The organism is Nonomuraea insulae, assembly GCF_042656245.1.
Genome location: NZ_JBHSPA010000060.1, coordinates 56,621 through 81,543, shown reverse-complemented (window position 1 = coordinate 81,543; position 24,923 = coordinate 56,621). Strand labels below are relative to the sequence as shown.

The following is a 24,923-nucleotide window of genomic DNA, read 5'->3' as shown; positions in this document are numbered from 1 at the left end:
GGAAGCGACAGGCCTCCGGTTTTGTCACACCAGTCACGGGTTACCCCCCTTACCCATGGCTGCGTGGATAAACCCGGACTTGCTCGGAAGGTTTCCCCACACTTCCATGACGCCAGAGATCCAGAAGTACATCGAACTGCTCGAGAGCCAGGTCGGCTACTCCGAGAAGTCGGGCTCGTACACGAAGTTCGGCAAGTGGTACGGCAACCACATCGAGTTCGACGCCGACTACAGCTCCGCGCCCTGGTGCGACATGTACCTCTCCTGGGCCGCGCACAAGCTCGGCTACCAGGACTGGATCGGGCAGTTCGCGTGGACGGTACGGCACGCGGAATGGTTCAAGGAGCAGGGAGCGTGGGGGAAGACCCCCAAGGTCGGCGCGTTCGTCTTCTACGACTGGAGCGGCACCAACAAGATCGACAACATCGACCACGTCGGCATCGTGACGAAGGTCGAGCACGGCAGGATCTTCACCATCGAGGGCAACATCGACGGCGGCGTCGCCAAGCGCAAGGAACGTGACACGAGCAAGGTCGTCGGTTACGGCTACCCGGAGCGCATCAAGTCCCGCCTGGACAGGGCCGCCGCCAAGAAGGCCGAAAAGGAGGCGTCGAAGCCGGGCAGCGAGCCTGGCACGCTCCCTGAAGAGGCGCTCAACTCCCTGATCCCCCGGTCCGAGGACGGGACGCAGGCCCCGCTGACCTCCACCGACCGCCTCGGGTCCAGAACCCCCACGCAGCCGGAGTCGCAGCAGGAAGGCCAGGTCAAGGGCCAGACCCCGGAAGAGGCCCAAGGCCGCACCGAGCCCCAGACCCCTGAACAGACCTCGAAAGAGACCCAGGGCCGCACCCAGGCCTCGAAGCCGCGCTCGGACACGGCCTCCCCCCAGCCGTCGGCCTCCGCCTCCGACTCGCACGCGGCCTCCTCAACGGCGAAGACCCCGCAAGCCGGGGCCTCCCCCACCACGGCGAAGACCGGCAAGCACGCCAAGCCGACCACGGCGGACACCGAGGAGGCGACCGCCAAGCCGCTCCCCGTGCACACCGACGCCTCCGCCACCGGCCCGCTGCCCGCCATCAACTCCCCGACCCTGATCGGCTCGGCGGTCGTGGCCGCCCTCGCGCTGCTGGCGGTGGCCAAGACCCGCCGCCTGCGCCTGAGCGCGGCCACCACGGCGGCGGACAAGCCGGCCCGCCGCGCCAAGGGCCGCCGCCGCAGGACCACCACCACACCGATCACGGCCACCAGTCGCAGGACCGCCACCGCACCGATCGCGGCCACCAGCAGCACCGTGGAACTCCAGGAGTCCGCCGAACGCCTGGCCACGGCGGCCGCCCTCCGCTCGCTCTCCGCCGCCTCCCACCACTCCACCACCGCCCGGGCCACGCATCACCACGCCGCCTCCCACCAGGCCGCCTCCCACCACGCCGCCTCCCACCAAGCGGACCGGCACACCACCTCCCGCGACACGGCCCGGCACGCCGCCGCCAGGGAGGCGGCCCGGCACTCCAGGCACAGAAGGCTCGAAACCAGGCCCTTCGACCTGGCATCAGACGCCGCGCCCCATCGCCGCACCGGCACAAGCACCGGCACCGGCGCGAGTTCGTACACGCCTGCCTTCGACTCCTACGAGCCGGACTTCGACCGCGGCCGCTTCACCTTCACCGACGAGACGGGACCGCTGGAGGTCGTCCTCGACACGGGACCCCTCCAGCGCGTCGTGGACACCGGCTCGTTCGAGCGCATCTTCATCCCCGGCGCGAGCAGCGCGTTCGACGCGTTCGCCCCGCCCAGGAGCAGGCGCGGCGACATCCTGGACGTCCAGGAGCCCGGCGCCTCCTACCGGGGCCGGCGCCGCGGCCACACCGTCGAGGAGCCCATCGCGTTCTCCCCCGACCTCCCGCCCCGAGGCCGCCGCCACCGCCGCTCGAACCACGACCCGCTCCCGCACGGCACCCCGCCGAGAGGCCGCCGCGGGCAGGACGACCTGGTGGGCGCGGCCCCCTCCGGCAGAGGCCGCCACCGCGCTTAACCGAGGAGACCGTACTCGGCGGCGAAGGCGGTCAGCCGCGACACCGCGTCCCGGCTACGCGTCCAGGGCCGCACGATGAGCCGTTCCACCCCGAGTCCCTCCCACGCGGCCACCTCCTCGGGACCGGCCAGGTCGTAGGCGTGCGCCGTCACCGGCACCCCCGCGCCGAGCAGCTCGATCTGCGGCTTGATCGACTCCACGGTGTGCGGCATGCTGATCCACCCGTCGCACAACCGGGCCGCCCTGCGCAGCGCCGCCGCCGACTCCCCGCCTCCGAGCACGGGCAGCCGAGGCTGCACAGGCTTGGGCTCGAAGGCGACCTCGGGAAAGGCGTAGAACCGCCCGGAATGGGCGACCACGGGCTCGCTCCACAACCGCCTGACCACCTCGATGGCCTCGTCCAGCCGCGCCCCCCTGGTCGAGTACGGCACCCCGGCCGCCTCCCACTCCCCCCGATACCATCCGGCCCCGACTCCGCAGATCGCCCGCCCGGAGGAGACCACGTCCAGGGTGGCGAACGCGCGGGCCGACATGAACGGGTGGCGGAGGGCGAGAAGCTGCACCGCCGTACCGAGCCGGACGCGGGAGGTGAAGGCGGCCAGCCAGCACAGGTACGCGGGCGCGTCGAACAGCGGCGTGGACGGCTTGATCCCGGGATCGGAGGTGCCCGGGTAGACGGCCGAGGACAGGTCGGTGGCGAAGACGAGGTGCTCGGGCAGCCACACCGACTCGAACCCCAGCTCGTCGGCCGCGACCGCCACGTCCTTCCAGGCCGCCGGGTGCAGCAGGCCGAGGGGCACGCCGAACTTCACGGGTACCTCCGCAGGTCGCCGTCGGCGAGGGCGGCACGCAGACGCGAACGATGGGCGGCGGTGGTGCCGTACGCGCCGGCCAGGGACCAGGCCCGCGCGAGCCAGAACCGCAGATCCAGCTCCTCCGTGTACCCGATCGCCCCGTGAACCTGCAGCGCCACCCGCGCCGCCAGCGTGGCCGCCTCCCCCGCCGCGGCCTTGGCCGCGCTCACGTCCCGCCCCTGGCTCGGCGCCGCCCGGTCCACCGACAGCGCCGCCCGGTACACCAGCGGCGCCGCGAATTCCACCGCCACGGCCACGTCGGCGAGAAGATGCTTGACCGCCTGGAAGGACCCGATCGCCGCCCCGAACTGGGTACGAACCCCCGCGTAGGCGACGGAGACCGCGAGCAGTTCCCTGGCGACCCCGATGAGCTGCGCGGCGGTGGCCACCGCCCCCCGCCGCAGCACCTGCTCGGGCGACCCGTCCAGCGGCTCGGAGACATCGAACTCCACCGAGAACAGCGGCCGGCACGGATCCACCCCACGACGCGGCACCAGGCGGGCGGACTCACGGGCGACCAGCCGCAACTCACCGTCCCGCACCACCACGAGCAGGTCGGCCAGGTCCGCGTCCGCCATGTATGCCTGCCCGTCAGGCAGCACGCACACCGTCCCGGACGCCTTGGGCAGCACGTACGGAGCCACGACGGCCGTCTCCACCACCGGCCCCGGCAGGCACGCGCGCCCGGTCTCCTCCAATGCGGGCACCACGTCGGTCAGCGCGAGCGCCTCGGGAGGCAGCAGCAGCTCGAAGAACCCGAGCGAGGCCAGGTGCTCCCAGGCCGGACGCCGTTCCGCACGCAAGGCGGCAGGCGGACAGTGGTCACGCAGCACGTCCCGCACGGTCGCCGCCAGGGCGAGCTGATCGTCGGTGAAGGCGAAGTTCATCGCGGCAGCCCCAGGACCCGCTCGGCCACGATGGTGCGCTGGATCTCGTTCGTGCCCGCGTAGATGGGCCCGGCCAGGGAGAACAGGAACCCGTCCAGCCACGGCCCGGCCCGATCTCCGAGGAGTTCCATGGCCAGGGCGTGCATCCGCAGGTCCAGCTCGGACCAGAAGATCTTGCCCAGGCTGGCCGCGGACCCGAGTTCCTCCCCCGCCATGAGACGCCGGGCGATCCCGAACGTGTGCAGCCGGTACGCTTCGGCCTCCACCCAGCACCTGGCGGCCCGATCGGCCGCGGCCGGGTCGCCGATCTCGCGGGCCAGCGCGACGAGCCGATCGGCGGTGGCCAGGAAACGTCCTGGGCTGCGCAGGGCGAGTCCGCGTTCTGAGGAGGTGGTGGCCATGGCGATCCGCCAGCCCTCGCCCACCTGCCCGAGCACCATCGAGTCGGGCACGAACACACCGTCGAAGTGCAACTCGGCGAACCCCGGCAGCCCGTCGAGCTGTGCGATCGGCCGCACGCCGACCTCGGTCAGCGGGAACATGAAGTACGTCAGGCCCCGGTGCCGGGTCCCGGAGGTGCGGAAGAGGCCGAACCCGTGGCCGGCGTGGGCGGCACGGGAGCTCCACGTCTTGTGCCCGTACAGGAGCCAGCCACCGGGCGCGGGCGACGCGCGTGAGGTGAGCGCGGCCAGGTCGCTGCCCGCCTCGGGCTCCGACCACGCCTGCGCCCACACGTCGTCGCCCCTGGCCATCCTGGGCAACCACCGCTCACGCTGCTCCGGCGTGCCGTACCTCATCAGCGAAGGTCCCAGCAGGAAGATCCCGTTCTGGGTGACGCGGGCGGGGCATCCGGCGGCCCAGTACTCCTCCTCGAAGATCAGCCAGTCGATGAGGGAGGCGCCGCGCCCGCCGTACTCCTCGGGCCAGGAGACGACGGACAGCCGCGCGCCCGCCAGCGACGCCTCCCAGCCGCGGTGCGCGGCGAAGCCCTCGGGGGTGTCCATGGACGGGAGCGGTCCCGGCGCGTGCGTGCTCAGCCAGTCGCGAACCTCGGCGCGGAAGTCCCGCTCGGCCGGGGAGAAGTCGAGATCCACACCGACCAACCTAGCGCACGCTTGGTGGGCTTGCCAGTAGTCTGGTAGTCGTGCAGGGACTGCTGCTGCGGCTCTCTACGCTCGACGCCGACGCGGAGAGCGCGGTGCGGGTGATCGCCTACTTCGACTCACTGGTGCGCGACCATGTGAGCGTCCCGGTGTTGCTCACGGCCACGGCCCGGCTGACGCAGTGCCCTGTCGGCCTGCTCGACGCCGCCACGGGCCGCCGCACCCGCACGAGGCCGGACGGTTCCGTGGACACTCCCGCCGCCCTGGAGGCTGTCAGGGAGCTGAGCTCCGGGCTCGGCGCGGTCTGGATGGAGCGCGAGGGCCCGGCGCACGGGCTCGACGAAATAGTGCTCGAACGCTACGCCGCCGCCGCGGAGGTCACCCTGGAACGCGCCGCCGCGCTCGCGCGCACGGGCCAGGACCCGGCGCTGGTCGAGCTGGCCCTGTCCGCCGAGACCGGCGAGGCCGAACGTGCCCGCGCCCTGCGCCTGCTGGGCTTCGACCCCGCCCTCCCGCTCCAGGCCCTGGCCATCGCCCTGCCGGACACGGACCTCGCCTCGGGGCTGCGCGCGATGGGCCACCGCGTACGCGCCGCCAGGATCGGCGACACGGAGGCCGTCCTGGTCGCCACCACCCATCCCGAGTTGCCCGAAGGCGCCAGGATGGGGATCGGCCCGGAGCTGCCGGGCGCGCGCGCCGCCGAGTCGTGGGCGGGAGCCCGCACGGCGCTGCGTTTCACCGGCCCCCACGACCGGGTGATGCGCTGGTCGGACCTGGGCGCGCTGGCACTCTTCGCCGACCTGCCGGAGCAGGCGATCGCGGGCCTGGACGACGTACGCGCGATGGCCCGCCTCGGCGGGGAGTCGCTGCTCGCCGTGCGGGCGTTGTGCCTGGTGGGCTCGGTGCGGGGCGCGGCGGGAGCCGTGCACCTGCACCACAGCTCCCTGGCCGTCCGCATCGCCCGCGCGGAGCGCGTGCTCGGCTTCTCGCTGGCCGACCAGCCGGGCCGGATGCGCGCCCACCTGGCCCTGGCCCTCGTGCGCCTGCGGGCCAACATCAGAGGCGAAACACCCGCCTGACCCCCCGCGGGCCGGCGTCAGAGGCCGAACGCCCGCCTGAGCGCCGCCTCCCTGGCCTGCTTGGCCCGCCTGCTCAGCGCGGCGTCGGGCGCCATCATGTCGAACCCGTGGAACGCCCCGGGATACAGGTGGAGCTCGGTCGAGACCCCCGCCTGCGCCATCCGCAGGGCATAGTCGACGCACTCGTCCCTGAACACCTCCAGCTCACCCACGTCCACGAACGCCGGAGGCAGCCCGGACAGGTCGGTGGCGCGGGCGGGGGCGGCGTACGGGGAGACGTCGTCGGCGCCGGCGCGGTCGCCGAGCAGCGCCTTCCAGCCGTAGAGGTTGGCCGACCTGTCCCACACCACGGCCTCGGCGAACTGGTGGCTGGACGGCGTGGTGTTGCGGTCGTCCAGCATCGGGTAGATGAGGAGCTGGAAAGCCACCTCGGGCCCGCCCCGGTCCCTGGCCAGCAGCACGGTCGCCGCGGCCAGCCCACCGCCCGCGCTGGCCCCGCCCACCGCCAGCCGCGCGAGGTCGATGCCCAGCTCGGCGGCGTTCTTGGCGGTCCAGGCCAGCCCGGCGTAGCAGTCCTCGACGGGCGCGGGGTGCGGGTGGTGGGGCGCGAGCCGGTAGTCCACGGACACCGCGACGACGCCGAGCCTTTCGGCATAGTCGATCATCATCGCGTCGTCCATCTCCGGCATGCCGAAGATCATGCCGCCGCCGTGGATCCAGTAGATCGCCGGCCGGCCCTGCCCGGACCCGTCCGGCCGGTAGATCCGCAACCGCACGTCCGGCGCGCCCTCAGGCCCAGGGACCAGCCGGTTCTCGATCACCACCGTCGTCTCCGGCGCGGGCATCGCGGCCATCATCGCGCTCATCTGCGCCCGTTGCCCGGCGAGGTCCTCATACGACAGGGCGGCCAGGTCGAACGACATCGGCGGCGCCTGCTCGACCCCGGCGCGCAGTTCGGGATCGAGGTTGGGGTGAAATGCCATGAGGCTTGCCTTCCACTAGGACGGTGGGGTCACCCCTCATCGTCAGAGCCCACGCCCTGGCGCACAACCGCCGTCCGGCGGCGATTACCCACCCCGGGCCCGCCGTTCGTCGAGGAGCGGGCCGCCGGCCGGTGACGAGACGGCTGTCCACCATCAGCAACAGATAACAACATATGCCGCGAGGCATAAGGATGGTGATATGTCGCCCATGTCGCTGGACTTGCTGCGGACCTTCCTCGCCGTGCACAGGACCGGCTCGATCACCGCCGCCGCCCAGACGCTCGGCCTCTCGCAACCGGCCGTGACGGCGCAGGTCAAGGCACTGGAGTCGGCGCTGGACCGGCCGCTGTTCGACCGGCTGCCGCGCGGCGTCGCGCCCACGCCCGCCGCCGACGAGCTGGCCCGCCGGGTGGCGCCGGGGCTCGACGTGCTGGACGAGGTGGTGGCCTCGGAGCTGCCCTCCGACGAGGCCGTGCACCTGGGCGGGCCCGCCGAGTTCCTGTGCGAGGAGGTGATGCCGCTGCTCGCCCCCCTCGTACGCGGCGGGCTGCGGCTGCGCTTCACCCTGGGCCTGGCCGACGACCTGCTGGCCGGCCTCGCGGCCGGGCGGCTGGACCTGGTGTTGTCCACGATCAGGCCCCGGCTGCGCGGCGTGCGGGCCGAGCCGGTCTACGACGAGGAGTTCCTCCTGGTGGCCTCGCCGGAGGTCGCCGCGTCGGTGCCCGAGGCAGGGCCGAAGGGGCTGGCCGGGGTGCCGCTGGTGGCGTACGCGGAGGATCTGCCCATCGTGCGGCGCTACTGGCGGACCGTGTTCGGGCGCCGCCCGGCGATGGCGGCCCAGGTCGTCATCCCCGATCTGCGGGGGGTGCTGAGCGCGGTCAGGGCGGGGGTCGGCGTGTCGGTGCTGCCCGCGTACCTGTGCCGCCGTGATCTTGCCGACGGCACGCTCGTGACGCTCGCGGAACCGGCCGAGGCCCCGATCAACACCGGCTACCTGGCCGTCCGCTCCGGCGCGCAGGCGCGGCCCGCCGTGGCCGAGGTGCGGGCCCACCTGATCAGGGCGCTGCGTTCCGCGCCGCCGTACTAGGAAATGGTTGAGCCCATGTGCCATTCCACCGAGCGCCGCTCCTAGCCGAGGTAGGCGGCCCTGACGACCGGATCGTCCCGCACCTCGCCCGGTGTGCCGGTGGCGATCACCCTGCCGAGGTCGAGCACGACGATCCGGTCGCAGACGCCCATGACGAAGCCCATGTCGTGCTCGACCAGCAGCACGGTCGTGTCCAGGGCCCTGACGACCTCGCCCAGGCGGGCCGCCTGCCCGGCGTCGAGCCCGGAGGTGGGCTCGTCGAGCAGCAGCAGCCGGGGGCGGTCGGCCAGGGCTCTGGCCAGCTCGACGAGGCGGCGCCGGCCGACGGGGAGCGCGGCGGCGTAGGCGTCGCTCAGCGCGCTCAGCCCGCACAACTCCAGCACCTCGGCCACCCGCTCGCGCCGCTCACGTTCGAGCCGCCGGCGGGCCGGCCGGCCGACGAGGTCGGCGGCGAGCCCGCCACCGCCGCCGTGCCAGTCGAGCGCGGCCAGCACGTTCTCCGCGACGGTGAGCCGCCCGAACACCTGGGTCCGCTGGAACGTGCGGCGCACCCCGGCCCTGGCCCGCCTGACCGCGGACACGCCGGTCAGATCCCGGCCGGCCACGAGCACGCGGCCCTCGCTCGGCGAGCGCAGCCCCGACACCACGTCGAACAGCGTGGTCTTGCCGGCCCCGTTCGGCCCGATCACCCCGCAGACCAGGCCCTCACCGACCTCGAACGACACCTGGTCGAGCGCCCTGACCCCGCCGAAGGCCACCGACACACCCTCCACGGCCAGCATGGTCACCGCACCCCCAGATAGGCGGCGGTCAGCCGCTCGCTGTCCACCTCGGCCCGCGGCCCGGCCCAGGTCACGCGGCCGAGCGCCATGAACGCCACCCGGTCGGCGATCGCCAGCGCCTCCGTGGCCTTCTCCTCGACCAGCAACAACGCGACCCCGCGCGCACGCAGTTCGGCGAAGAGCTCGAACACCTGCCGCACCACCATCGGCGCCAGCCCGAGCGACGGCTCGTCGGCGATCAGCACCCGGGGCGGGCGCACGAGGGCGGGCGCGAGCGTGAGGAGTTGCTGCTCGCCGCCGGACAGGGCGCCGGCCAGGACGGTACGGCGCTCGGCGAGCATCGGCAGGCGCTCGAAGACGGGTTCGGGGTCGGGCAGCCAGGTACGCAGGTTCTCCTCGACGGTGAGGCCGGGGAAGACGCCACGGCCTTCTGGCGCGAGCAGGATTCCCGCCCTGGCCCTGCGGTGGGCGGGCCAGGCGGTGACGTCCTGGCCGTCCAGCAGGATCCGGCCCGAGGTCACCGGCAGGTCTCCCGCGGCGACCGCGCAGGTGGTGGACTTGCCCGCCCCGTTCGCGCCGAGCAGCGCGACCACCTCGCCCGGGTTGACGACCAGGTCGACGCCATGCAACACGGTGCTGTCCTCGTACCCCGCGACGACGCCCCGCATCACGAACAACGCCCGCTCGCCGGTCACCGGCACCTCCACGGAGACGCTCTTCTTGGCCCGCCGAGGGCGCAGGGTGAGCACTCCGTCGGGATGTCTGGCCAGGATCATGCCTCCGGCCCCGAACAGGATGGCCCCCACGTGCGCCGACACGTCCCAGGTGGCCAGCAGCTCGGGTACGGCGACCGCGATGAGCCCGCCCACCACGGCTCCGCCGATCCGCCGCACCCCTTGCAGCACCACCACGGCCAGCCACACGAACCCCGAGAAGGCGGGCAGGTCGGTCGCGGTGATCGACCCCTTGGAGATCGCGAACAACACCCCGCCGAGCCCGGCGATGGCCGACGCCAGCGCGAACAGCACGATCTTGGTACGCGGCCCCGACACCCCAGACGTCGTGGCCGCCGCCGGAGCCGACCGCACGGCCAGAATCGCCCGCCCGGAAGCCGACCGTTCGAGATTGCGCACCAGCAGCGCCACGGCCCCGATCAGCACGAGCAACACGACGACCCGCACCCGGGCGTCGGAGGTGTCGGCGAACCCGAACCCGAGAGCGGGCAGCGACCACCCGATCGTCCCGTTGCTGAAGGCGTCCACCTGGAACACCACCTGGTCGGCCAGCAACGCCATGGCCAGCGTGGCCAGTGTCAGCACCCGCCCGCCCAGCCGCAGCGCGGGCAGCGCCACCAGCATCCCCACGGCCGCCGCGGCCAGCACGCCCAGCAGGATCGCCACGACGAACGGCATTCCGGAGGTGAACGCCCATCCGCAGGTCAGCGCCGCCATCGAGGCGAAGGCCGCCTGCGCCAGGTTCACCATGCCGCCGATCCCGGTCACGACCACGAACGAACAGAAGATCAGCGCCAGCACCAGCCCCTGCGCCGCCACGCCCACGTAGTACTCGGACCCGGCGAAGGTGAACACCATCAGCGCGAGCACGCCGAGCACCCACGGCCCTCGCCGCCGCCACGGCGGCAGCCCCGCCAGGCGATCGGGCGGCGGCACATCCTCCGCCGCGCTCCCCGCCACCCGCTCACGCGACCGGTTCAGCAACACGAGCCCGGCGAACAGCAGGATCACCGGCACGGCGGTACGCAGCCCGGTCACCTCTTCCAGGAAGTCGGTGTATCCCGCGACCAGGTTCTGCACCACGCCGAGCGCCAGCCCGGCCGCGAACGTCCAGGGGATCGACCGCAGCCGCCCGAACACCGCCGCCGTCGCCGAGGCGAACAGCAACACGGTGTACGCGGTCGCGTCCAGCCCCAGCACCGACACCGCCAGCACCCCCGCCAGCCCGGCGAGCCCGGAGCCCAGCATCCAGGCCAGCGCCGAGGTGGCGTCCGCGTCGATGCCCCGCAGTGTGGCCAGGCGGCGGCGGTCCACGGAGGCACGCATGCGCAGGCCGTACGGGGTGTGCCGCATGAACGCCCACAACCCGGCCGCCGCCACCGCCGAGAACCCGAACGTGATGAGCTGATCGCTGTCCAGCCGCACGCCGAGCATGTCGAACCCCTGCGCCGGATGCGGCCCCACGCCCCGCGGCAACGCGGTCGCGTCCGCGGGAGGCAGCCCCGCCACGTCCACGACCAGCAGGCCGAGCGCCGGCAGCGCGATCGTGAGCCCGATGGTGGCCACGATCTGCGCCGTCTCCCCCGCCTGGGCGAGCCCCCGGAACATGGCCTTGTGCAGGGCGTAGCCGAGCGCGGGGGCGAACACCGCCACCGACGCCAGGGCCGACAGCCACGCGGGCAGTCCGGCCAGGTTGAGCTGGTAGAACACCAGGGCGGTCAGGAAGCCGATGGCGCCGTGGGCGAAGTTGAACACCCCGGTGGCCGCGTACGAGAGCGTCAGGCCCGATCCCATGATCGCGAAGATGGCGCCGGTGACCAGGCCGCTGAGCACGTAGTTCAGGATCATTTGAGCGGCACGTTGTCGAAGCACTTCATGCTCTTGGCCACCTGGAAGGCGCCGGTGTCCAGCTTGACCAGGGCGCCGCAGCCGTTCGGCTCGCTGTGGTCCTTGGGGTACTGGATCCTGCCGAATCCGGCGTTCTCGTACAGGTAGGAGCCGTTGCCCGTGGCCAGGAACTTCGCCCTGGTCAGGTCCTTGCCGGTCTTGTTCAGCATGTCGAGGAAGATGTCGGCGGCCCAGTAGCCGATGGCCAGGTGCTGGGTGAGCGGGGTGCCGGGGGCGACCTTCTCGACGTCCTGCCTGAGCCGGGCGATCTCGGGGGCGCTGGACTCGAACGGCTCGAACATCGGCGCCGCGATCACGCCCTCCAGGGCCTGCGCACTGGCCGGATCCTTCAGGATGGCGGCGTCATAGCTGGTGGCGTCCGTCAGCACACCCTTGTATCCGGCCCGCTTGAGCGCCGCGTACAGGCCGACGTTGAACTTGGTCCCGGCGATCACGGACACCACGATGTCCGGGGGCTCGCCGCCGTCCGAGGTCATGATCTTGTTGACGTACGGGAGCCAGTCGGGGGGCGGGGCGGCGGCCGGGAGGCCGGAGTTCACCCCGGCCAGGTCGAACCCGGCCGCGGTGAAGGACTGGGAGATGGTGGTGCCGCCGTACTTGCTGCCGCTGGAGTCGGAGGTCTGTACGTAGACGCTCTTCCCCTCCGCGCCGCCGAGCAGGTCGGCCATCTGCCGGCCCCACCACGTCTGCGAACCCGCCCCCTGCTTGGGCGCCAGGCAGCCGTTGTAGCCGAAGCCGGTCTTCGTGCCGCACCACTGCGGCCCGGTCGCCCACCCGAACCAGGGCACGCCCTGCTGCTCCAGGAAGGCGGCGCCGCCGAAGTTGGGGGCGTGCACGGGCACGAGGGCGAACACCTGATCCTTCTGTACGAGCTTCTTCGCCGCCGCGTCCCCCTTGGCCGCGTCCTGCCCGTCATCCTCGGCGCCCAGGAACTCGATCTTCCGCCCGTGCACGCCGCCCTCGGCGTTGGCCCGCTCGAACCTGGCCTTGGCGCCGATCTCGGCGTCCTTGGTGGAGTAACCGCTGGCGCTGGTCTTGGTCAGCACCCCGCCGACCTTGATCGTGGTGTCGGTCACGCCCGCGGTGCTCGTACCCTGTTGCCGCTGCTGAGCCGCGCATCCCGCGACGAGCACCACCATCAGGACCGCCACCGATCCACCCCATACCATGGCAGCCTCCTTGGCCTAGCGCTCGCTTGGTATGATCGAGCGTAGGTTCGACCGCGGAGACCGTCAACGAGCTTCCCGAGCAACCGCTTGCTCACAGCAGGCGCCCCGGTTACCGTGTGGCCCATGCTGATGCGCGCGGCCGTGCTGACCGCATTCCACTCCCCCATGGAGATCCACGAGGTCGAGATCGCGGATCCCGGCCCCGGCGAGGTCCGCGTACAGATCAAGGCGTCGGGCGTGTGCGGCTCCGACCTCAAGGCCATCGACGGCAAGAGCCCCGTGGTGAGCCGGTTGCCGTTCGTCCTGGGTCATGAGAGCGCCGGGATCGTCGAGAGCGTCGGTACGGGCGTCACCGCCGTCGAGCCCGGCGACCACGTCATCATCTCCATGAACGGCCCCTGCGGCCGCTGCCGCCCCTGCTCCGCCGGACGTTTCCACCTGTGTTCGGGCCCCGACCGCCTGCCCACCATCATGGGCGGCCCGCCCCGGATCACCCTGGACGGCGTGGAGACCCGCCGCTTCATCGGCATAGGCTCGTTCGCCGAGTACGCGGTAGTCCCCGACCCCATGTGCGTAAAAATCACGAAATCCGCCCCCTTCGACGCCATGTGCCTGCTGGCCTGCGGCGTCATCACAGGGGTGGGCGCGGTCCTCAACGTCGCCCGGGTCCCCCCGGGCGCCACGGTCCTGGTCGTGGGCTGCGGCGGCGTCGGCCTCAACGTCATCCAGGGCGCGGTGCTGGCAGGCGCGACCACGATCATCGCCGCCGACGTGGCCGACCAGAAACTCAAACTGGCGCAACGCTTCGGCGCCACCCACACCCTCCTGCCCACGGACCTCCCGAAACAGGTGTCCGACGTGGTGAAGGGCGGGGTGGACTACGCCTTCGACGCGACCGGCGTACCGGGCGTCCTGGCCCAGACCTTCGCCTCGACCTGCTCCGGCGGAACCACGGTCATGGTCGGCAGCCCACCCTCGGGCCACCCCATGGAACTGGACACGAGCCTGCTCTTCGCCTCCCGCCGCCTGATGGGCACCCAGGGCGGCGACTCGGCCCCCCACCGCGACCTCCCCATGCTCGCCGCCCAGTACGAGAGAGGCCACCTGGACCTCAACGCCCTGATCACGGAACGCCTCCCCTTGGACAGCATCAACGAAGCGGTAACCCACGTCCGCCAGGGCACCGTCGCCCGCACGGTCATCACCTTCTAAACCAGGGACCTCGCTAATCGCTCGGACGTCCTTCCCAAAACCAGCCCACCCGTGGGCCGTTTACACGGTGGGCCCCGTACGCCCGCCCGAAACCACGCTCGCCCAGCACCCACCCGTGAGACGGTTACCGGCTTGGCCGCCATGCCGCCCATAGAGGCGAGGAGAAGCACCAGCTCCCTCAAAGGCGGTCGTAGCGGGCGACGATGACACCCTTGGTGGTCGTGACACTGCTGGTCAGGCGGTACCGAGTCAACGGCGCCGCCCCCTCGAACATCCGCGTGCCCGACCCCAGGGTGACCGGGTGAACCACCAGCGTGTAACGGTCGATCAGACCGGCCGCATGCAGGCTGCGCACCAGTGCGGCACTGCCGACGACACCCAGGTCGTTACCGTCCTGGGCCTTCAGCTTCGCGACCGTCTGCGTCGCGTCACCGCGTAGCAGCACCGAGTTCTGCCAGGCACTGGCGTCGTCAAGCGTGCCGGAGGCGACGTACTTGGTGGCGGCGTTCATGTGGGCGGTGTACGGATTGCCGTCCTCGCGGTGCGCCCACACGGTGGTGAAGTCCTGCCAGGTGCGGCGCCCGAGCAACATGTCGCCGGGACCGCTCATGCCCTTGGCCATCTCCTGAGCCAAGGCCTCGTCCTGGTTCCAGGCCCCCCACCCGCCGTGGATGAAGCCTGCGCGGATGTCCTCATCGGGACGACCCGGGCCCTGCGCCACGCCGTCCAGGCTGATGTTCATGGTGACAATGATCGAACGCACCGAAATGCCTCCTCCGCTCGTGCGGACCGCCCTGCGGCGGTCCCTTCACCCCCTACACGAGCGCCGACCGCCCGAATCGACATCGCCGACCGAAATTCCGTCCCGGGTGTGCCCACCCCGAGCGGACCTCGTCGGGATGTAGGTATGGCCTGCAAACAAGTGGCCCGTCCCGGAACGTTGACCCGGTAATTGATGGGTGCGTAGGCACATCTGCCTGATCGCGCCGAGTGAGATATCACGGGCCATTCCACCTGGAGCCTGCGCACCCTGGCCGAACGCCTCCTCACCCCGGGGTGTGGTGGCGGCGATCAGTCGCGAGAGCCTGCGACGCATCCTGCACGCTGGCGTGGTGAGCTGACAGCCCACCACTACCTGGAAGGCGTCCAACGACCCGCACTTCATCGCCCAGAAACAGCGGGTGGCCAGCCCGACGGGTGATGCTCAAGGCAGTGTCAGGCTGTCCGGCGCTTGACCTCAATGGTGGTTGAGGTCCCAGAATCGCTGATGGCGGGCGGCTCGGCCGGATGGGCCGGTCGGAACGCGCCCGCCTGTCCTGGATCGAATCCCATCCCATCTCAACCATGGAGATATTCATGAGCAAAGTCGTCGTCGTTGGCGCCACCGGCAATCAGGGCGGCGCAGTCGCCGACCTGCTCCTGGAGCGCGGCCACGAGGTGGTGGCGTACGTGCGCTCGCCCGAGTCGCCGGCCGCGAAGGCGCTGTTAGCCCGAGGCGTACGGCTTGCCACCGGCGACCTCGCCGATCCCGATGCGCTCCAGCGGGCTTGCACAGGCGCCGACGCGATTTTTGGCCTGTCGGTGCCGTTCGGCGAGGGCGGCAAGGACGAGGAGGTCGCGCAGGGACGCCAACTCGTCGACACCGCCGCTCGCCTCGACGTCCACCTGGTGTACTCGTCTGTGCGGGGCGGCGACCGGCTGGTGGCCACCAACGTCGACCACGCCGACAGCAAGCAGCTCATCGAGGCGTATTTGCGCGAGCGGCCGGCGCGCGCGACGGTGCTCGGCCCGGTGTATTTCATGGAGAACGTGCTCAACCTCGGCTTCAGCCAGCTCGGTGACGGCATGCTCGCCAACCCGCTGACCCCGGGCAAGCCGCTCGACCAGGTGAGCGTCCTGGACATCGCCGGCATGGCCGTACATGCCGTCGAGAACCCCGACGAGCTCATCGGCCAGCGGATCGACATCGCCTCCGATCGCGTCACCGGGCAGGAGGCGGCCCAGATTCTGAGCGAGGTGCTCGGCCGGGAGATCCCCTACCAGCAGATGCCGCTGGACATGGTGCGGCAGTGGGCCGGCGAGGAGGTGGCCACGATGTTCGAGAACTTCGAGAACAACACCGATTTCCTTGACATCGAGACTCTGCATGCCAGGTACCCCGCCGTGCGCTGGCACAGCTACGCCGAGTGGGCCAAGACGGTGGACTGGGACAGAATCCTCGCGGGCTAGTGGCCCGTCACGCAACCTTGGCCGGGTAACTGCTCCAGCTTCGGATGGGTGAGCTGGCGGCGAAGCTGGTTTTCGGTTGCGCGCGGGCGGTGCGCCAGCGGACGTAGCCGCCGATCGCCGCGTTCTGCTCGTCTTGAGTGCGGTGGTCGGTGCCGTTGAGGGCGTAGCGCTTGCGCTTACGGATGCGGTAGTACAGCTTGCCGGTGGCCAGGTCGAGCGCGGCGATCATGCGCAGACTACAGGTGGAATGGCCGATGATGCCCCACTCGGCGGGGACCGTCCGGGCGATCAGGCAGATGTGCTCACACACCCGCTCACTGGCCACCCGCGGACGACCTCCGCTCCATTTTGGGTCCAGCGCGTCGAACCCCCGCTCGTTGAAGGCGTGGATGACATCCCGCACGTAGTCATCGCCGACCTGCATCAATGAGGTGATGTCCGGGACTGACTGGCCTTGCCCGGACATCATCACCACGACCGCCCGGCGCAGCTTGACCGGGTCCTTCGCGGTCCGGGTGATGCGCTGGAGTTTCCGGCCCTCCATCGACAAGGGCCGTCCGGTGGACGAGCCACGACTACCTCCCAGATTCCAGAGGCAGCCAGCCTTACGGTTCACCGGCTGAGATCAATTACCGGGTCAACGTTCAGGGACGGGCCACTAGGCGGACTTTCCGCCCGGCACCTTGGCGAGCGGCACACCACGCAAGCTGAGCAGCACAATCGCCACACCCCCGCAGGCGAGTGCGATGTCGGCGACGTTGCCCACGAACGGGCCGTAGTCGATGAAGTCCACGACATGCCCCCGGGCGAAGCCGGGCTCGCGGAAGAGCCGGTCGCCCAGGTGGGATACCGCGCCGCCGAGCAGCACGCCCAGCACGAGCGCCCAGCCGGGAGAGGCCAGCCGGCGCGCGATGTAGAGGATGCCGAACACCGCGACCGCCGCCACCAAGGTGAACACCCATGTCGCGCCGGTACCTATGGAGAACGCGGCGCCGGCGTTGTACAGCAGCCGGAAGTGGATCAGAGGAGGGATCACGGCGACGCGCTCGCCGCCGGACAGCGCGGAGACCGCCCAGAGCTTGGTGAGCTGGTCCGCGAGCAGGACCACCACGGCCGGCACGAGCATCAGCCCGTACAGCCGACTCGTACCTCGCTCTAACCGCATCATTCACGGCCTCCGTGCTGTCGCGACAACCAAAGATTGCCCTGAGACTACCGGGGCGCTTCCTGAGCCATCCGTGCGCATGCCGCCTGATCGGTGATCGTGCGCCTCGCCAGCGTCAGGACGCGCCGGTCGGCCATCACCCCGCGCGGAGCCGCGCCAGGTGGTAGTCGAGCGCCGCCACGACCTCCTTGGGCGTGTAGTGCCCGACCAGGGTGGCGTTCACGATGCCCTGCGCGAAGGCGTAGAGGATGCTCGCCTCCTTGTCGGCATCCAGGTGCGCGGCGAGCTGCCCGGCGGCCTGGGCGGCCCTGATCTGCTCGGAGAGGAAGGACAGCAGGTGCGGCAGCCCGAGCCGGATCGCCGCCGCCTGGTCGCCGGCCACCACCGAGCTCGCCTGGAACGCCAGCCCGACGCGGTTCAGGTAGCTGCGCTCGTCGTCCAGCGGCAACAGCTCCAGCACGGTCTCCCGCAGCAGGTCGAGCGGCGTGGACTCGCGCGCGGCCACGGCCGCCACCCGGGTCCCGATCCAGATCCTGAAGTGCTCCAGCGCCAGCAGCAGCATCTGGTCCTTCGTGGTGACGTAGTACTGCACGGTCCCCATGGACATTCCGGCCTCGGCGGCGACCTCCCTCAGGCTGACGCTCTCCATGCCCTTGTCGTGAATGACGCGGTGCACCGCCTCGGCGATGTGCCGCCGCCGGGCGTCGTGGTCGACGATCTTCGGCATGTCCCGCGCCTTTCTCATGCGAGTGCATGGTAAAAACCATCGCTCCCGTTTATCATGCGACTGTATGACAAAAGGGGGTGGTCCGCATGCGGGTTCTGATCATCGGGGTCGGCACACGGGGGGACGTGGCGCCGTACACGGGGCTGGGGGTGCGCTTACGCCAGTCCGGGCACGAGGTGGCGATCGCCGCGCACGAGCCGTACGCGGAACTGGTGACCGATGCGGGCCTGGAGCATCTGCCGCTTCCCGGAGATCCGCTCCCGGCACTGACCGGCCGCTTCTCCCTCAGCGCCTTCAAGGAATACAGCGAGCAGCTCATGGCGGGCTTGGCCGAGATCGCCGAGCAGGAGGCCGACCTGCTCCTGCTGGGCGTGGCGGGCGCGCTGGGCTCGCACGTCGCCGAGGCGATGGGCGTGCCGAGCATGGGGGTGCACCTGCAGCCGATCGACCCTACGGGGGACTTTCCGCCGGTCATGAGCCTGTTCCGCCGATCGCTCGGGAGGTGGGGAAACCGCAGGGCGGCCCGGCTCGCGTTCGAGCTGCCCGCCGCCGGACCGCTGCTCGCCGGGATGAGCACGAAGATGCGGGCCCGGCTCGGCCTGCCCCCGGTGACCCCGCGCGATCTCTACCGGCGCCGGGAGAGCACGCGCTGGCCGGTCTTCCACGGGGTCAGCCCGCTGGTGCCGCCGCGCCCGGCCGACTGGCGGCCGGGGCTGGAGATCACGGGTTACTGGTGGCCGCTCCGGCCGCGGGACTGGCGGCCGGAGCCGGTGTTGTGCGACTTCCTGACGTCGGGGCCCACACCGATCTTCGTCGGCTTCGGCAGCCTGGCGGGCACGCGGGCCGAGCAGTACACGGAGCTGGCCGCGCACGCGCTGCGGGGGGCCGGGCTGCGCGGCGTGCTGCAGACCGGCCTGCGGGGAGGCATCTCTGACGATGTGCTGGCGGTCGGCGACGTGCCACACGACTGGCTGTTCCCCCGCATGGCCGCCGTCGCCCACCACTGCGGCGGCGGCACCACCGGCGCCGGGGTGCGGGCGGGGGTGCCCGCCGTGGCCGTGCCGGTCATGAACGACCAGCCGTTGTGGGCGTCCAGGCTGATGACACTCGGCGTGGCCCCGGCCGCGATCCCGTTCCGCCGCCTGACACCCGAACGGCTGGCCACCGCGCTCACCACCGCGGTCACCGATCCGGCCTACCTGCACCGCGCCCAGGCCCTCTCAGCCCGGATCTCGGCGGAAGACGGCGCGGCGCCCGTCATCGAGGCGGTGAACCAGCTCCAGGTCACCCGCGGGCCCGGCCGTCGACCAGCGTGACAAAGTCGGACTGGAGGGCGACCGCCCGCGACAAACCCGGCCGGGCTACAAGGGACCGTCAGTTGAGCTGCTCGGCCAGCGCGACGATGATCCCCTCGGGGCCGCGGACGTAGCACATCCGATAGCTGTCCTCATACTGCACCACCTCGCCCATGAGTTCCGTGCCCCGGGCTCGCAGACCGGCGACGACGGCGTCGATGTCTTCGACGGCGAACAGGATGCGACGAATGCCCAGCGTGTTCACCGGTGCGTCCGGCTCGGCGCCGACCGCCTTCGGCGTGTGGAATCTCATCAGCTCAAGCCGGCCGTGGCCGTCCGGAGTCCGCATCATGGCGACGTCGAGGCGCATGCCGTCGAGCCCGACGACGCGGTCCGCCCAACGTCCCTCGACCGGACCCTCGCCCTCCAACTCGAGTCCGAGCTCGACGAAGAACTCGATCGCGGCGGCGAGATCGTCAAAGACGATGCCCACGTTCTCCAGCCGTCGGATGGTCATCCGGCTACCTCCTGAGTCCATGCGGCGCTCGGCTGCCGCCGCGGATGGCCTCCACCTTGTCCCCCTGGGCACGCCGGCGAACAGATGCAGATGTCACCGCACGGGCGATGAATTCCCACGGGCACCCGGACCTTACGCCTCCGGCCGCTCGTCCTCCGCCCAGATCTCGAACCGTTCCACGATCCCCGCGAACAACTCCCGATCCTCCTCAGGAACCGAAGTCCCGCACCCCAGAACGAAATGCACATCGTCCCTGACGACGAAGTTCCTCAGGTTCGGCGGACGCTCGTCCCACCCCTGCGGAACCTCGATGCTGCAGCCGTAACCCGGCTGGTCGAAACGTTGCCACTGCACGACGTGCCACTCCTTGGCTTCGATGCGCCGCAGGTGCCGCAGGGCAGCGGTGTAGGACTCCCCGGTACGGCGAGCACGTTCGCGGACACGCCGCTTGAAGCGGCGCGCGAGACTGGACGCGCCCCCTGAACAGGGCTATTCGGTGGAGCATGACAGATTCCACGAACACCAGGTTCGCCATGTCCCTCCCCCAGCAGGTCCCGGACGGCGCCTTCGACCCCGACGCCTTCCGCGCCTACGTGCGCCGCGTCGAGGACCTGGGCTTCCACAGCGTCTGGACCCGCGAGGGCACGCTCTCCCCGATCCCCGCGCTCGGCCCCGTCGAGATCATGACGTACGCCGCCGCCTGCACCCAGCGCCTGCGCATCGGCTGCGCCGTGTTCGTCAGCGTCCTGCGTAACCCGCTGCACCTGGCCAAGAGCCTCAGCACCCTCGACCAGCTCAGCCGGGGCCGGCTGGAGGTGGGGTTCGGGCTCGGCGCCAGGGAGGGGCTCGCGCCGTTCGGCGTGCCGGCCGAGGGAGTGGTGAGCCGGTTCACCGAGGGGATCGAGCTGATGAAGGCGTGCTGGCGGGATCCCAAGATCACCTTCGATGGGCGGTTCTATCAGGTGGAGGCGACCATGGAGCCCAAGACGTTCCAGAAGCCGCATCCGCCGATCTGGATCGGCGGCCACAAGCCCGCCGCGATCGCGCGCGCGGTCCGCTACGGCGACGGCTTCATCGGCGCGGGCGGGGCGACCACGGCGGCGTTCGCGGAGCAGGTGCGCACGCTGCGGGAGGAGCTGGAGCAGGCCGGGCGCGACCCGGCGAGCTTCGGGGTCGCCAAGCGCGTCTATGTCTCCGTCGGCGCGCAGGGCCGGATCGAGGAGCAGCTCCGGCGCATGTACGGCAGCGCCGACGTGGCCGTCACCGGCTCTCCCGAGGAATGCGTGAACGGGCTGCGCGAGGTGATCGAGGCGGGTGCCGGCCTGGTCCTGCTGGATCCGATGGCCGACGAACCCGAGCAGCTCGAACTACTGGCCGCCGAGGTGCTTCCCGAGCTATTCTAAGGTTCCTTAGAACTCTGGAAGAGGAGGCGGAATGTCGTACCCCGAGCCCCGCTACCTCGCCGAGAACGGCGAGCACAGCGGCACGTTCCACCTGACCGGCGAGGAGCCCGACCTGTTGATCGGCACCAACACGAAGGTGCACTACCTGGCCACGGGCGCCTCCACGAACGGCGCGTACGGGCTGTACAGGTGGGAGATGGGCCCGAAGCCGGGCGGGCCCGGGCCGCACTTCCACCGCACCATGACCGAGGCGTTCCACGTGTTGTCCGGCACGATCAGGCTCTACAACGGCGAGAAGTGGGCCGACGGCAGGCCGGGCGACTTCCTGTTCCTGCCCGAGGGCGGCGTGCACGCCTTCAGGAACGAGTCGGGCGAACCGGCGACGATGCTGATCCTGTTCACGCCGGGCGCCCCGAGGGAGAGATATTTCGAGGAGCTGGCGGAGATCGCCGAGAGCGGCCGGCAGCTCACCCCTGAGGAATGGACCGACGTGTACCTGCGCCACGACCAGTACATGGTCTGATGTTCCCGGAAGAGCCGATCTACGCGCAGCTCGCCCGCATCGGAAAGGCCCTGGCCAGCCCGGTGCGGCTGCGCCTGCTGGACGTGCTCGACCAGCGCGAGCGCACGGTCGAGGAGCTGGCGCAGGCGGCGGAGATCCCGCTCAAGAACACCTCGGCCCAGCTCCAGCAGCTGCGCGCCGCCCACCTGGTGACCAGTCGCAGGGCGGGCACGCGGGTCTACTACCGGCTGGCCGACGAGGGGGTCTCGCGTTTCCTCGGCGAGTTCCAGGCGTTCGCGGACGGCCGGCTGGCCGACCTGCGCGAGGCCGTACGGTCGCGGCTGGGCTCCCTGGAGGGCGTGACCGCGGACGAGCTGGCGGACCGGCTGGCGGATCCCGGCACGGTGGTCGTGGACGTGCGCTCGGCGGCCGACTATGCCGCGGGCCACCTGCCGGGGGCGATCTCGGTGCCGATGGCGGAGCTGCCGGGCCGGCTGGAGGGCCTGCCGAGGGAGGCGGAGATCGTGGCGTACTGCGGCGGGCCGTACTGCGTGGTCTCCCCCGACGCGGTACGCCTGCTGCGCGCCCGCGGCTACGACGCCCGCCCGCTGGACGGCGGCTACCTGGGCTGGCGACGCGGGGAAAAACCACTAGAACCTTGAGTGACCGTGCCATTACTGTGAGCAACAGGAGATTCACAGAGGGAGGCACGGTGCACAAACGAGCCACCATGGCCGGCCTGCTCACGGCGCTGACGCTGGGCGCCCTGATCCCCGCCGAAACCGCGCAGGCCAGGCGCCTGTACGACTTCGGCGCCCAAGGCGTGATCATCTGGAGCGAGCCACGGGGCGGGTCGGGCCGCAACGGTCTCGGCTTCGCCGGGCAGGGTTTCGAGTCGGATCGGTCGGAGGAGCACGGGCTCTACCGGTGCGACAACTTCGAGAGCACCCTGTGGCACCACGGCCGCAACGCCACCACCGGCGTCGTCGGCTGGGTCCCCGCCTGCAACCTCGCCGACCCGGACTGACGGAGGTTCCCCATGCTCCACCTCGTCCCCGCCGCCCTCCTCGTCATGGGCGGCCTGTCCCCGGCCCACGCGGCCCACGCGGCCTCCGTGCCGACCTACACCTGCGACACCGTGCGCGGCGACCCCGGCGTGGCGGTGCTGTTCGGCAACTGCCACGCCACGCCCGGCGCCGTCACCAACGGCCCCTTCTCCGGCACTGCGATCGGGGTCGCCCAGAAGGTCCCGCTCAAGATCCGGTGCACGGGCGGCGGCACGGCCGCGCTGCCCGGCGAGGTCACGCTCCAGGACTGCACGGACATCGGCTGGTCGATCGGCTGACCGTCCCGGATGCCCCTCCCCCGGAGGGGCATCCGGCGGTAGATTCCTGCTCGTGACCGTTCAGCTGAACGTCGAAGGCGACAACCGCGGTGACGAACTACGCGACCTGTACGGGTGGTTGTCGGAGGAGCCCGAACTACGCGGCCGCATCAGGATCATCGAAGCCCCGCCCGAGCCTGGCACCCTCGGCACGGCCCCCGACCTGCTGCAACTCCTGCTCGGCGCCGGAGGGGCGTTCGCCACGATGGCCACGGTGCTGGTCGCCTGGCTGGGCACGCGGCGCGGCGAGGTGAGCGTCAAGGTCAGCCGCGGCGAGGACTCGGTGGAACTGACCGCCAAGGGCATCAAGGCCCTCGACGCGGCCTCCGCCAAGGCCCTGACCGACCACGTCGCCCACCTGCTCGACGCCAAGGACGGGCTCGACGGCAAGGACAAGCTCGGCGGCAAGGACGGGTGAGGCGCGGTCATTCGGCCGGGCAGACCGTGCCGGGCGCGGGCAGCCGCAGCTCGGTCAGATACGCGGTGGCGTACGCGATCGGGCACTTCTTGCCCGACAGGTACATGACGTGCCCCGGCCCGTCATAGCCCACGGTGACCGACCCCGGCACCATCTGGGTGAACCGCTCCGTCCACGGGAAGTCCCCTTCCAGGGTGCCGACGCCCAGCATCGGCGGCAGCCCGCGCGTGTCCAGCGGACGGGCCGGGTTCGCCACCTCCACCGGCCAGCCCGTACAACCCAGGGCGTCGAACGAGGCCCCCGCGAAGCTCGGCGCGACCTCGCGGAACTGCCGGCGATACTCGCGCAGCTGGTCCCAGCCGGTGTAGCCGCGTTCGTCGCCGCAGGTCATCGCCAGCGCCCCCGGCATCGCCCACACGTTCGCGTTGCCGAGGACGAACTCGGCGAATCCCGAACCGTCCCCGCGCCGTGCCTTGTCCACGGACGCGGCGAAGGCCAGCCACCGGGAGCCGTCCTGGCCCGGATCCGGGACGAAGCCGAAGCTCCGCAGCCGCCATCCCGTCAGCTCACCCTCGCCGAACTGCTCGGACGTGACGGGGATCGGCTCGCGGTCGGCATCACGGGTGAGCTCGCGCCACACCTCCGCGGCGTCCTGCCCGTGCAGCGCGCAGGCGGGCGTCTCCGCGCACCAGCGACCGAACCGGGTCAGCGCCGCCTCCATGCCGCCGGCCGCCACCAGGTTCGTGGTCGGCCAGCCCTCGGTCTGGTTGACGACCCCGTCCAGGTACATGGCCCGGATTCGCTGCGGGAACAGCCTGATGTACGCCGCCGCGGGCACTCCCCCGTACGAGTTGGCCATGAGGCTCAGCCGCTTCTCACCCAGCGCCTGACGGACGGCGTCCATGTCCCTGGCCACGGAGAGGGAGTCGAGGTGGGCGAACAGGCCCGTACGGTCGTCGTCCCGGCACGCCTTGAAGCCCTTGGCCATCGTCGCGGACAGGGCGGCGTACTGCCTGCGGTCGCGGGGTTCCGACAACGTCAGCGCGGGCCGGCCGCACGACGCCGGCATCCGTTCGCGCCAGACGGCGTTGCGCGGTTTGTAGGCGACGAGGTCGAAGCGGCGGCGCAACTCGGTCAGGTCGCCCGCCGCGTGCTTGAGGTCCTCGATGCCGTCGGCTCCCGGCCCGCCGGGCACCCCGAGCACACTGCCGATGCGGCGCCCGGGCTCGCCGACCGGCAGCCTGGCCAGCTCCAGCTCGACCTTCCGCCCCCGCGGCCTGGCCCAGTCCACGGGCACCTTGATCGCCGCGCACTCCATCCCCTCCGGCAGTCCCTCACCGGCGCAGGGCCGCCAGGCGACCCCCGACTGCGCCGCCGCCGGGGGCGTCAGACCCGTCAGCGCCGCGACCATCGTCAGTCCGGCGGCCGGCCCTGTCAGCTTGCCTAGCATGGC

General features: G+C 71.3%; 26 protein-coding genes. 12 read left to right on the top strand and 14 right to left on the bottom strand.

The genetic code is table 11. From position 1 onward, the window contains the following. Positions 1–106: 106 nt before the first annotated feature. Positions 107–2,032, top strand: a complete 1,926-nt coding sequence (locus tag ACFPZ3_RS45095; protein ID WP_379520553.1) for a CHAP domain-containing protein — start codon at positions 107–109, stop codon at positions 2,030–2,032. Here ACFPZ3_RS45095 and ACFPZ3_RS45090 read toward each other — a convergent pair. The 3 genes from ACFPZ3_RS45090 to ACFPZ3_RS45080 are packed head-to-tail and all read right to left on the bottom strand — an operon-like array spanning position 2,029 to position 4,867. After that, positions 2,029–2,844, bottom strand: a complete 816-nt coding sequence (locus tag ACFPZ3_RS45090; RefSeq protein ID WP_379520552.1) for a TIGR03619 family F420-dependent LLM class oxidoreductase — start codon at positions 2,842–2,844, stop codon at positions 2,029–2,031. The two genes, ACFPZ3_RS45095 and ACFPZ3_RS45090, sit on opposite strands and share 4 nt — an antisense overlap. Then, complete coding sequence (locus tag ACFPZ3_RS45085; RefSeq protein ID WP_379520551.1) at positions 2,841–3,773, bottom strand: acyl-CoA dehydrogenase family protein; 933 nt, start codon at positions 3,771–3,773, stop codon at positions 2,841–2,843. The genes ACFPZ3_RS45090 and ACFPZ3_RS45085 overlap by 4 nt, the downstream gene beginning before the upstream one ends. Continuing rightward, positions 3,770–4,867 (bottom strand): acyl-CoA dehydrogenase family protein, encoded by a 1,098-nt coding sequence (locus ACFPZ3_RS45080; RefSeq protein WP_379520550.1) that lies wholly within the window; start codon positions 4,865–4,867, stop codon positions 3,770–3,772. The genes ACFPZ3_RS45085 and ACFPZ3_RS45080 overlap by 4 nt, the downstream gene beginning before the upstream one ends. Positions 4,868–4,917: 50 nt before the next feature. Between ACFPZ3_RS45080 and ACFPZ3_RS45075 the strand changes: the two genes are divergently transcribed. Continuing rightward, complete coding sequence (locus tag ACFPZ3_RS45075) at positions 4,918–5,955, top strand: helix-turn-helix domain-containing protein (RefSeq protein WP_379520549.1); 1,038 nt, start codon at positions 4,918–4,920, stop codon at positions 5,953–5,955. A 17-nt stretch (positions 5,956–5,972) separates the two neighbouring features. Here ACFPZ3_RS45075 and ACFPZ3_RS45070 read toward each other — a convergent pair whose 3' ends face one another. Further along, positions 5,973–6,938 carry an alpha/beta hydrolase gene (locus ACFPZ3_RS45070; RefSeq protein WP_379520548.1) on the bottom strand — a complete coding sequence of 322 codons (966 nt, stop codon included), beginning with the start codon at positions 6,936–6,938 and terminating at the stop codon, positions 5,973–5,975. A gap of 208 nt (positions 6,939–7,146) precedes the next feature. Between ACFPZ3_RS45070 and ACFPZ3_RS45065 the strand changes: the two genes are divergently transcribed. After that, a complete protein-coding gene (locus tag ACFPZ3_RS45065) occupies positions 7,147–8,025 on the top strand; it encodes a LysR family transcriptional regulator (protein ID WP_379520547.1) in 879 nt (292 codons plus the stop codon). 41 nt (positions 8,026–8,066) lie between these two features. Here the strand turns inward: ACFPZ3_RS45065 and ACFPZ3_RS45060 are convergent, their stop codons facing one another. From ACFPZ3_RS45060 to ACFPZ3_RS45050, 3 genes are read right to left on the bottom strand one after another with little or no spacing between them, the layout of a single operon-like run. Then, a complete protein-coding gene (locus tag ACFPZ3_RS45060) occupies positions 8,067–8,807 on the bottom strand; it encodes an ABC transporter ATP-binding protein (protein WP_379520546.1) in 741 nt (246 codons plus the stop codon). Positions 8,808–8,809: 2 nt separating this feature from the next. Beyond that, complete coding sequence (locus ACFPZ3_RS45055) at positions 8,810–11,389, bottom strand: ABC transporter permease subunit (protein ID WP_379520545.1); 2,580 nt, start codon at positions 11,387–11,389, stop codon at positions 8,810–8,812. Next, positions 11,386–12,618: an ABC transporter substrate-binding protein gene (locus tag ACFPZ3_RS45050; RefSeq protein ID WP_379520544.1), complete on the bottom strand. Its 1,233-nt coding sequence runs from the start codon at positions 12,616–12,618 to the stop codon at positions 11,386–11,388. Before ACFPZ3_RS45050 ends, ACFPZ3_RS45055 begins: the two co-directional genes overlap by 4 nt. A 123-nt stretch (positions 12,619–12,741) precedes the next feature. Here ACFPZ3_RS45050 and ACFPZ3_RS45045 point away from each other — a divergent pair, with 123 nt between their 5' ends. Next, positions 12,742–13,830, top strand: coding sequence for an alcohol dehydrogenase catalytic domain-containing protein (locus ACFPZ3_RS45045; protein ID WP_379520543.1), 1,089 nt, complete (start codon positions 12,742–12,744; stop codon positions 13,828–13,830). Between the two features lie 178 nt (positions 13,831–14,008). Here the strand turns inward: ACFPZ3_RS45045 and ACFPZ3_RS45040 are convergent, their stop codons facing one another. Continuing rightward, positions 14,009–14,593, bottom strand: coding sequence for a dihydrofolate reductase family protein (locus ACFPZ3_RS45040; protein ID WP_379520542.1), 585 nt, complete (start codon positions 14,591–14,593; stop codon positions 14,009–14,011). 593 nt (positions 14,594–15,186) lie between these two features. On the opposite strand from ACFPZ3_RS45040, the gene ACFPZ3_RS45035 reads away from it, so the two are divergent. Next, positions 15,187–16,059, top strand: a complete 873-nt coding sequence (locus ACFPZ3_RS45035; RefSeq protein ID WP_379520541.1) for an NmrA/HSCARG family protein — start codon at positions 15,187–15,189, stop codon at positions 16,057–16,059. A 7-nt stretch (positions 16,060–16,066) separates the two neighbouring features. Here ACFPZ3_RS45035 and ACFPZ3_RS45030 read toward each other — a convergent pair whose 3' ends face one another. The 3 genes from ACFPZ3_RS45030 to ACFPZ3_RS45020 all read right to left on the bottom strand — a co-directional run bounded on the left by ACFPZ3_RS45030 (position 16,067) and on the right by ACFPZ3_RS45020 (position 17,969). Beyond that, the gene (locus ACFPZ3_RS45030) at positions 16,067–16,603 is read right to left on the bottom strand and encodes a helix-turn-helix domain-containing protein (RefSeq protein WP_379520588.1); all 537 of its coding nucleotides are present in this window, start codon (positions 16,601–16,603) and stop codon (positions 16,067–16,069) included. A gap of 114 nt (positions 16,604–16,717) precedes the next feature. Beyond that, a complete protein-coding gene (locus ACFPZ3_RS45025) occupies positions 16,718–17,227 on the bottom strand; it encodes a signal peptidase II (protein ID WP_379520540.1) in 510 nt (169 codons plus the stop codon). A gap of 133 nt (positions 17,228–17,360) precedes the next feature. Next, positions 17,361–17,969 (bottom strand): TetR/AcrR family transcriptional regulator, encoded by a 609-nt coding sequence (locus tag ACFPZ3_RS45020; protein WP_379520539.1) that lies wholly within the window; start codon positions 17,967–17,969, stop codon positions 17,361–17,363. Positions 17,970–18,037: 68 nt separating this feature from the next. On the opposite strand from ACFPZ3_RS45020, the gene ACFPZ3_RS45015 reads away from it, so the two are divergent. After that, positions 18,038–19,267, top strand: coding sequence for a glycosyltransferase (locus ACFPZ3_RS45015; protein ID WP_379520538.1), 1,230 nt, complete (start codon positions 18,038–18,040; stop codon positions 19,265–19,267). Between the two features lie 58 nt (positions 19,268–19,325). On the opposite strand, the gene ACFPZ3_RS45010 is transcribed toward ACFPZ3_RS45015, so the two are convergent. Then, positions 19,326–19,763: a VOC family protein gene (locus tag ACFPZ3_RS45010; protein WP_379520537.1), complete on the bottom strand. Its 438-nt coding sequence runs from the start codon at positions 19,761–19,763 to the stop codon at positions 19,326–19,328. A 132-nt stretch (positions 19,764–19,895) separates the two neighbouring features. After that, on the bottom strand, positions 19,896–20,117 hold the full coding sequence (locus ACFPZ3_RS45005; RefSeq protein WP_379520536.1) for a hypothetical protein: 222 nt from the start codon (positions 20,115–20,117) through the stop codon (positions 19,896–19,898). A gap of 149 nt (positions 20,118–20,266) precedes the next feature. Between ACFPZ3_RS45005 and ACFPZ3_RS45000 the strand changes: the two genes are divergently transcribed. From ACFPZ3_RS45000 to ACFPZ3_RS44975, 6 genes are read left to right on the top strand one after another with little or no spacing between them, the layout of a single operon-like run. Beyond that, positions 20,267–21,166, top strand: coding sequence for an LLM class flavin-dependent oxidoreductase (locus tag ACFPZ3_RS45000; protein WP_379520535.1), 900 nt, complete (start codon positions 20,267–20,269; stop codon positions 21,164–21,166). Positions 21,167–21,197: 31 nt separating this feature from the next. Then, on the top strand, positions 21,198–21,689 hold the full coding sequence (locus ACFPZ3_RS44995; RefSeq protein WP_379520534.1) for a cupin domain-containing protein: 492 nt from the start codon (positions 21,198–21,200) through the stop codon (positions 21,687–21,689). After that, positions 21,689–22,330, top strand: a complete 642-nt coding sequence (locus tag ACFPZ3_RS44990) for an ArsR/SmtB family transcription factor (RefSeq protein WP_379520533.1) — start codon at positions 21,689–21,691, stop codon at positions 22,328–22,330. Before ACFPZ3_RS44995 ends, ACFPZ3_RS44990 begins: the two co-directional genes overlap by 1 nt. Before the next feature lie 50 nt (positions 22,331–22,380). Continuing rightward, positions 22,381–22,695 carry a hypothetical protein gene (locus ACFPZ3_RS44985; RefSeq protein ID WP_379520532.1) on the top strand — a complete coding sequence of 105 codons (315 nt, stop codon included), beginning with the start codon at positions 22,381–22,383 and terminating at the stop codon, positions 22,693–22,695. A gap of 12 nt (positions 22,696–22,707) precedes the next feature. Further along, a complete protein-coding gene (locus tag ACFPZ3_RS44980; protein ID WP_379520531.1) occupies positions 22,708–23,013 on the top strand; it encodes a hypothetical protein in 306 nt (101 codons plus the stop codon). 52 nt (positions 23,014–23,065) lie between these two features. Then, positions 23,066–23,470, top strand: a complete 405-nt coding sequence (locus ACFPZ3_RS44975; RefSeq protein WP_379520530.1) for an effector-associated constant component EACC1 — start codon at positions 23,066–23,068, stop codon at positions 23,468–23,470. Positions 23,471–23,477: 7 nt separating this feature from the next. Here the strand turns inward: ACFPZ3_RS44975 and ACFPZ3_RS44970 are convergent, their stop codons facing one another. Next, positions 23,478–24,920, bottom strand: coding sequence for an alpha/beta fold hydrolase (locus tag ACFPZ3_RS44970; RefSeq protein WP_379520529.1), 1,443 nt, complete (start codon positions 24,918–24,920; stop codon positions 23,478–23,480). Positions 24,921–24,923 lie beyond the last annotated feature (3 nt).

Excerpts from the sequence above, each read along its gene's own strand:
- ACFPZ3_RS45095 (WP_379520553.1), top strand. The coding sequence starts at position 107 with ATGACGCCAGAGATCCAGAAGTACATCGAACTGCTCGAGAGCCAGGTC.
- ACFPZ3_RS45085 (WP_379520551.1), bottom strand. The coding sequence starts at position 3,773 with ATGAACTTCGCCTTCACCGACGATCAGCTCGCCCTGGCGGCGACCGTG.
- ACFPZ3_RS45070 (WP_379520548.1), bottom strand. The coding sequence starts at position 6,938 with ATGGCATTTCACCCCAACCTCGATCCCGAACTGCGCGCCGGGGTCGAG.
- ACFPZ3_RS45065 (WP_379520547.1), top strand. The coding sequence starts at position 7,147 with ATGTCGCTGGACTTGCTGCGGACCTTCCTCGCCGTGCACAGGACCGGC.
- ACFPZ3_RS45060 (WP_379520546.1), bottom strand. The coding sequence starts at position 8,807 with ATGCTGGCCGTGGAGGGTGTGTCGGTGGCCTTCGGCGGGGTCAGGGCG.
- ACFPZ3_RS45055 (WP_379520545.1), bottom strand. The coding sequence starts at position 11,389 with ATGATCCTGAACTACGTGCTCAGCGGCCTGGTCACCGGCGCCATCTTC.
- ACFPZ3_RS45050 (WP_379520544.1), bottom strand. The coding sequence starts at position 12,618 with ATGGTATGGGGTGGATCGGTGGCGGTCCTGATGGTGGTGCTCGTCGCG.
- ACFPZ3_RS45045 (WP_379520543.1), top strand. The coding sequence starts at position 12,742 with ATGCTGATGCGCGCGGCCGTGCTGACCGCATTCCACTCCCCCATGGAG.
- ACFPZ3_RS45035 (WP_379520541.1), top strand. The coding sequence starts at position 15,187 with ATGAGCAAAGTCGTCGTCGTTGGCGCCACCGGCAATCAGGGCGGCGCA.
- ACFPZ3_RS45030 (WP_379520588.1), bottom strand. The coding sequence starts at position 16,603 with ATGGAGGGCCGGAAACTCCAGCGCATCACCCGGACCGCGAAGGACCCG.
- ACFPZ3_RS45025 (WP_379520540.1), bottom strand. The coding sequence starts at position 17,227 with ATGATGCGGTTAGAGCGAGGTACGAGTCGGCTGTACGGGCTGATGCTC.
- ACFPZ3_RS45020 (WP_379520539.1), bottom strand. The coding sequence starts at position 17,969 with ATGAGAAAGGCGCGGGACATGCCGAAGATCGTCGACCACGACGCCCGG.
- ACFPZ3_RS45015 (WP_379520538.1), top strand. The coding sequence starts at position 18,038 with ATGCGGGTTCTGATCATCGGGGTCGGCACACGGGGGGACGTGGCGCCG.
- ACFPZ3_RS45010 (WP_379520537.1), bottom strand. The coding sequence starts at position 19,763 with ATGACCATCCGACGGCTGGAGAACGTGGGCATCGTCTTTGACGATCTC.
- ACFPZ3_RS45000 (WP_379520535.1), top strand. The coding sequence starts at position 20,267 with ATGACAGATTCCACGAACACCAGGTTCGCCATGTCCCTCCCCCAGCAG.
- ACFPZ3_RS44995 (WP_379520534.1), top strand. The coding sequence starts at position 21,198 with ATGTCGTACCCCGAGCCCCGCTACCTCGCCGAGAACGGCGAGCACAGC.
- ACFPZ3_RS44990 (WP_379520533.1), top strand. The coding sequence starts at position 21,689 with ATGTTCCCGGAAGAGCCGATCTACGCGCAGCTCGCCCGCATCGGAAAG.
- ACFPZ3_RS44980 (WP_379520531.1), top strand. The coding sequence starts at position 22,708 with ATGCTCCACCTCGTCCCCGCCGCCCTCCTCGTCATGGGCGGCCTGTCC.
- ACFPZ3_RS44970 (WP_379520529.1), bottom strand. The coding sequence starts at position 24,920 with ATGCTAGGCAAGCTGACAGGGCCGGCCGCCGGACTGACGATGGTCGCG.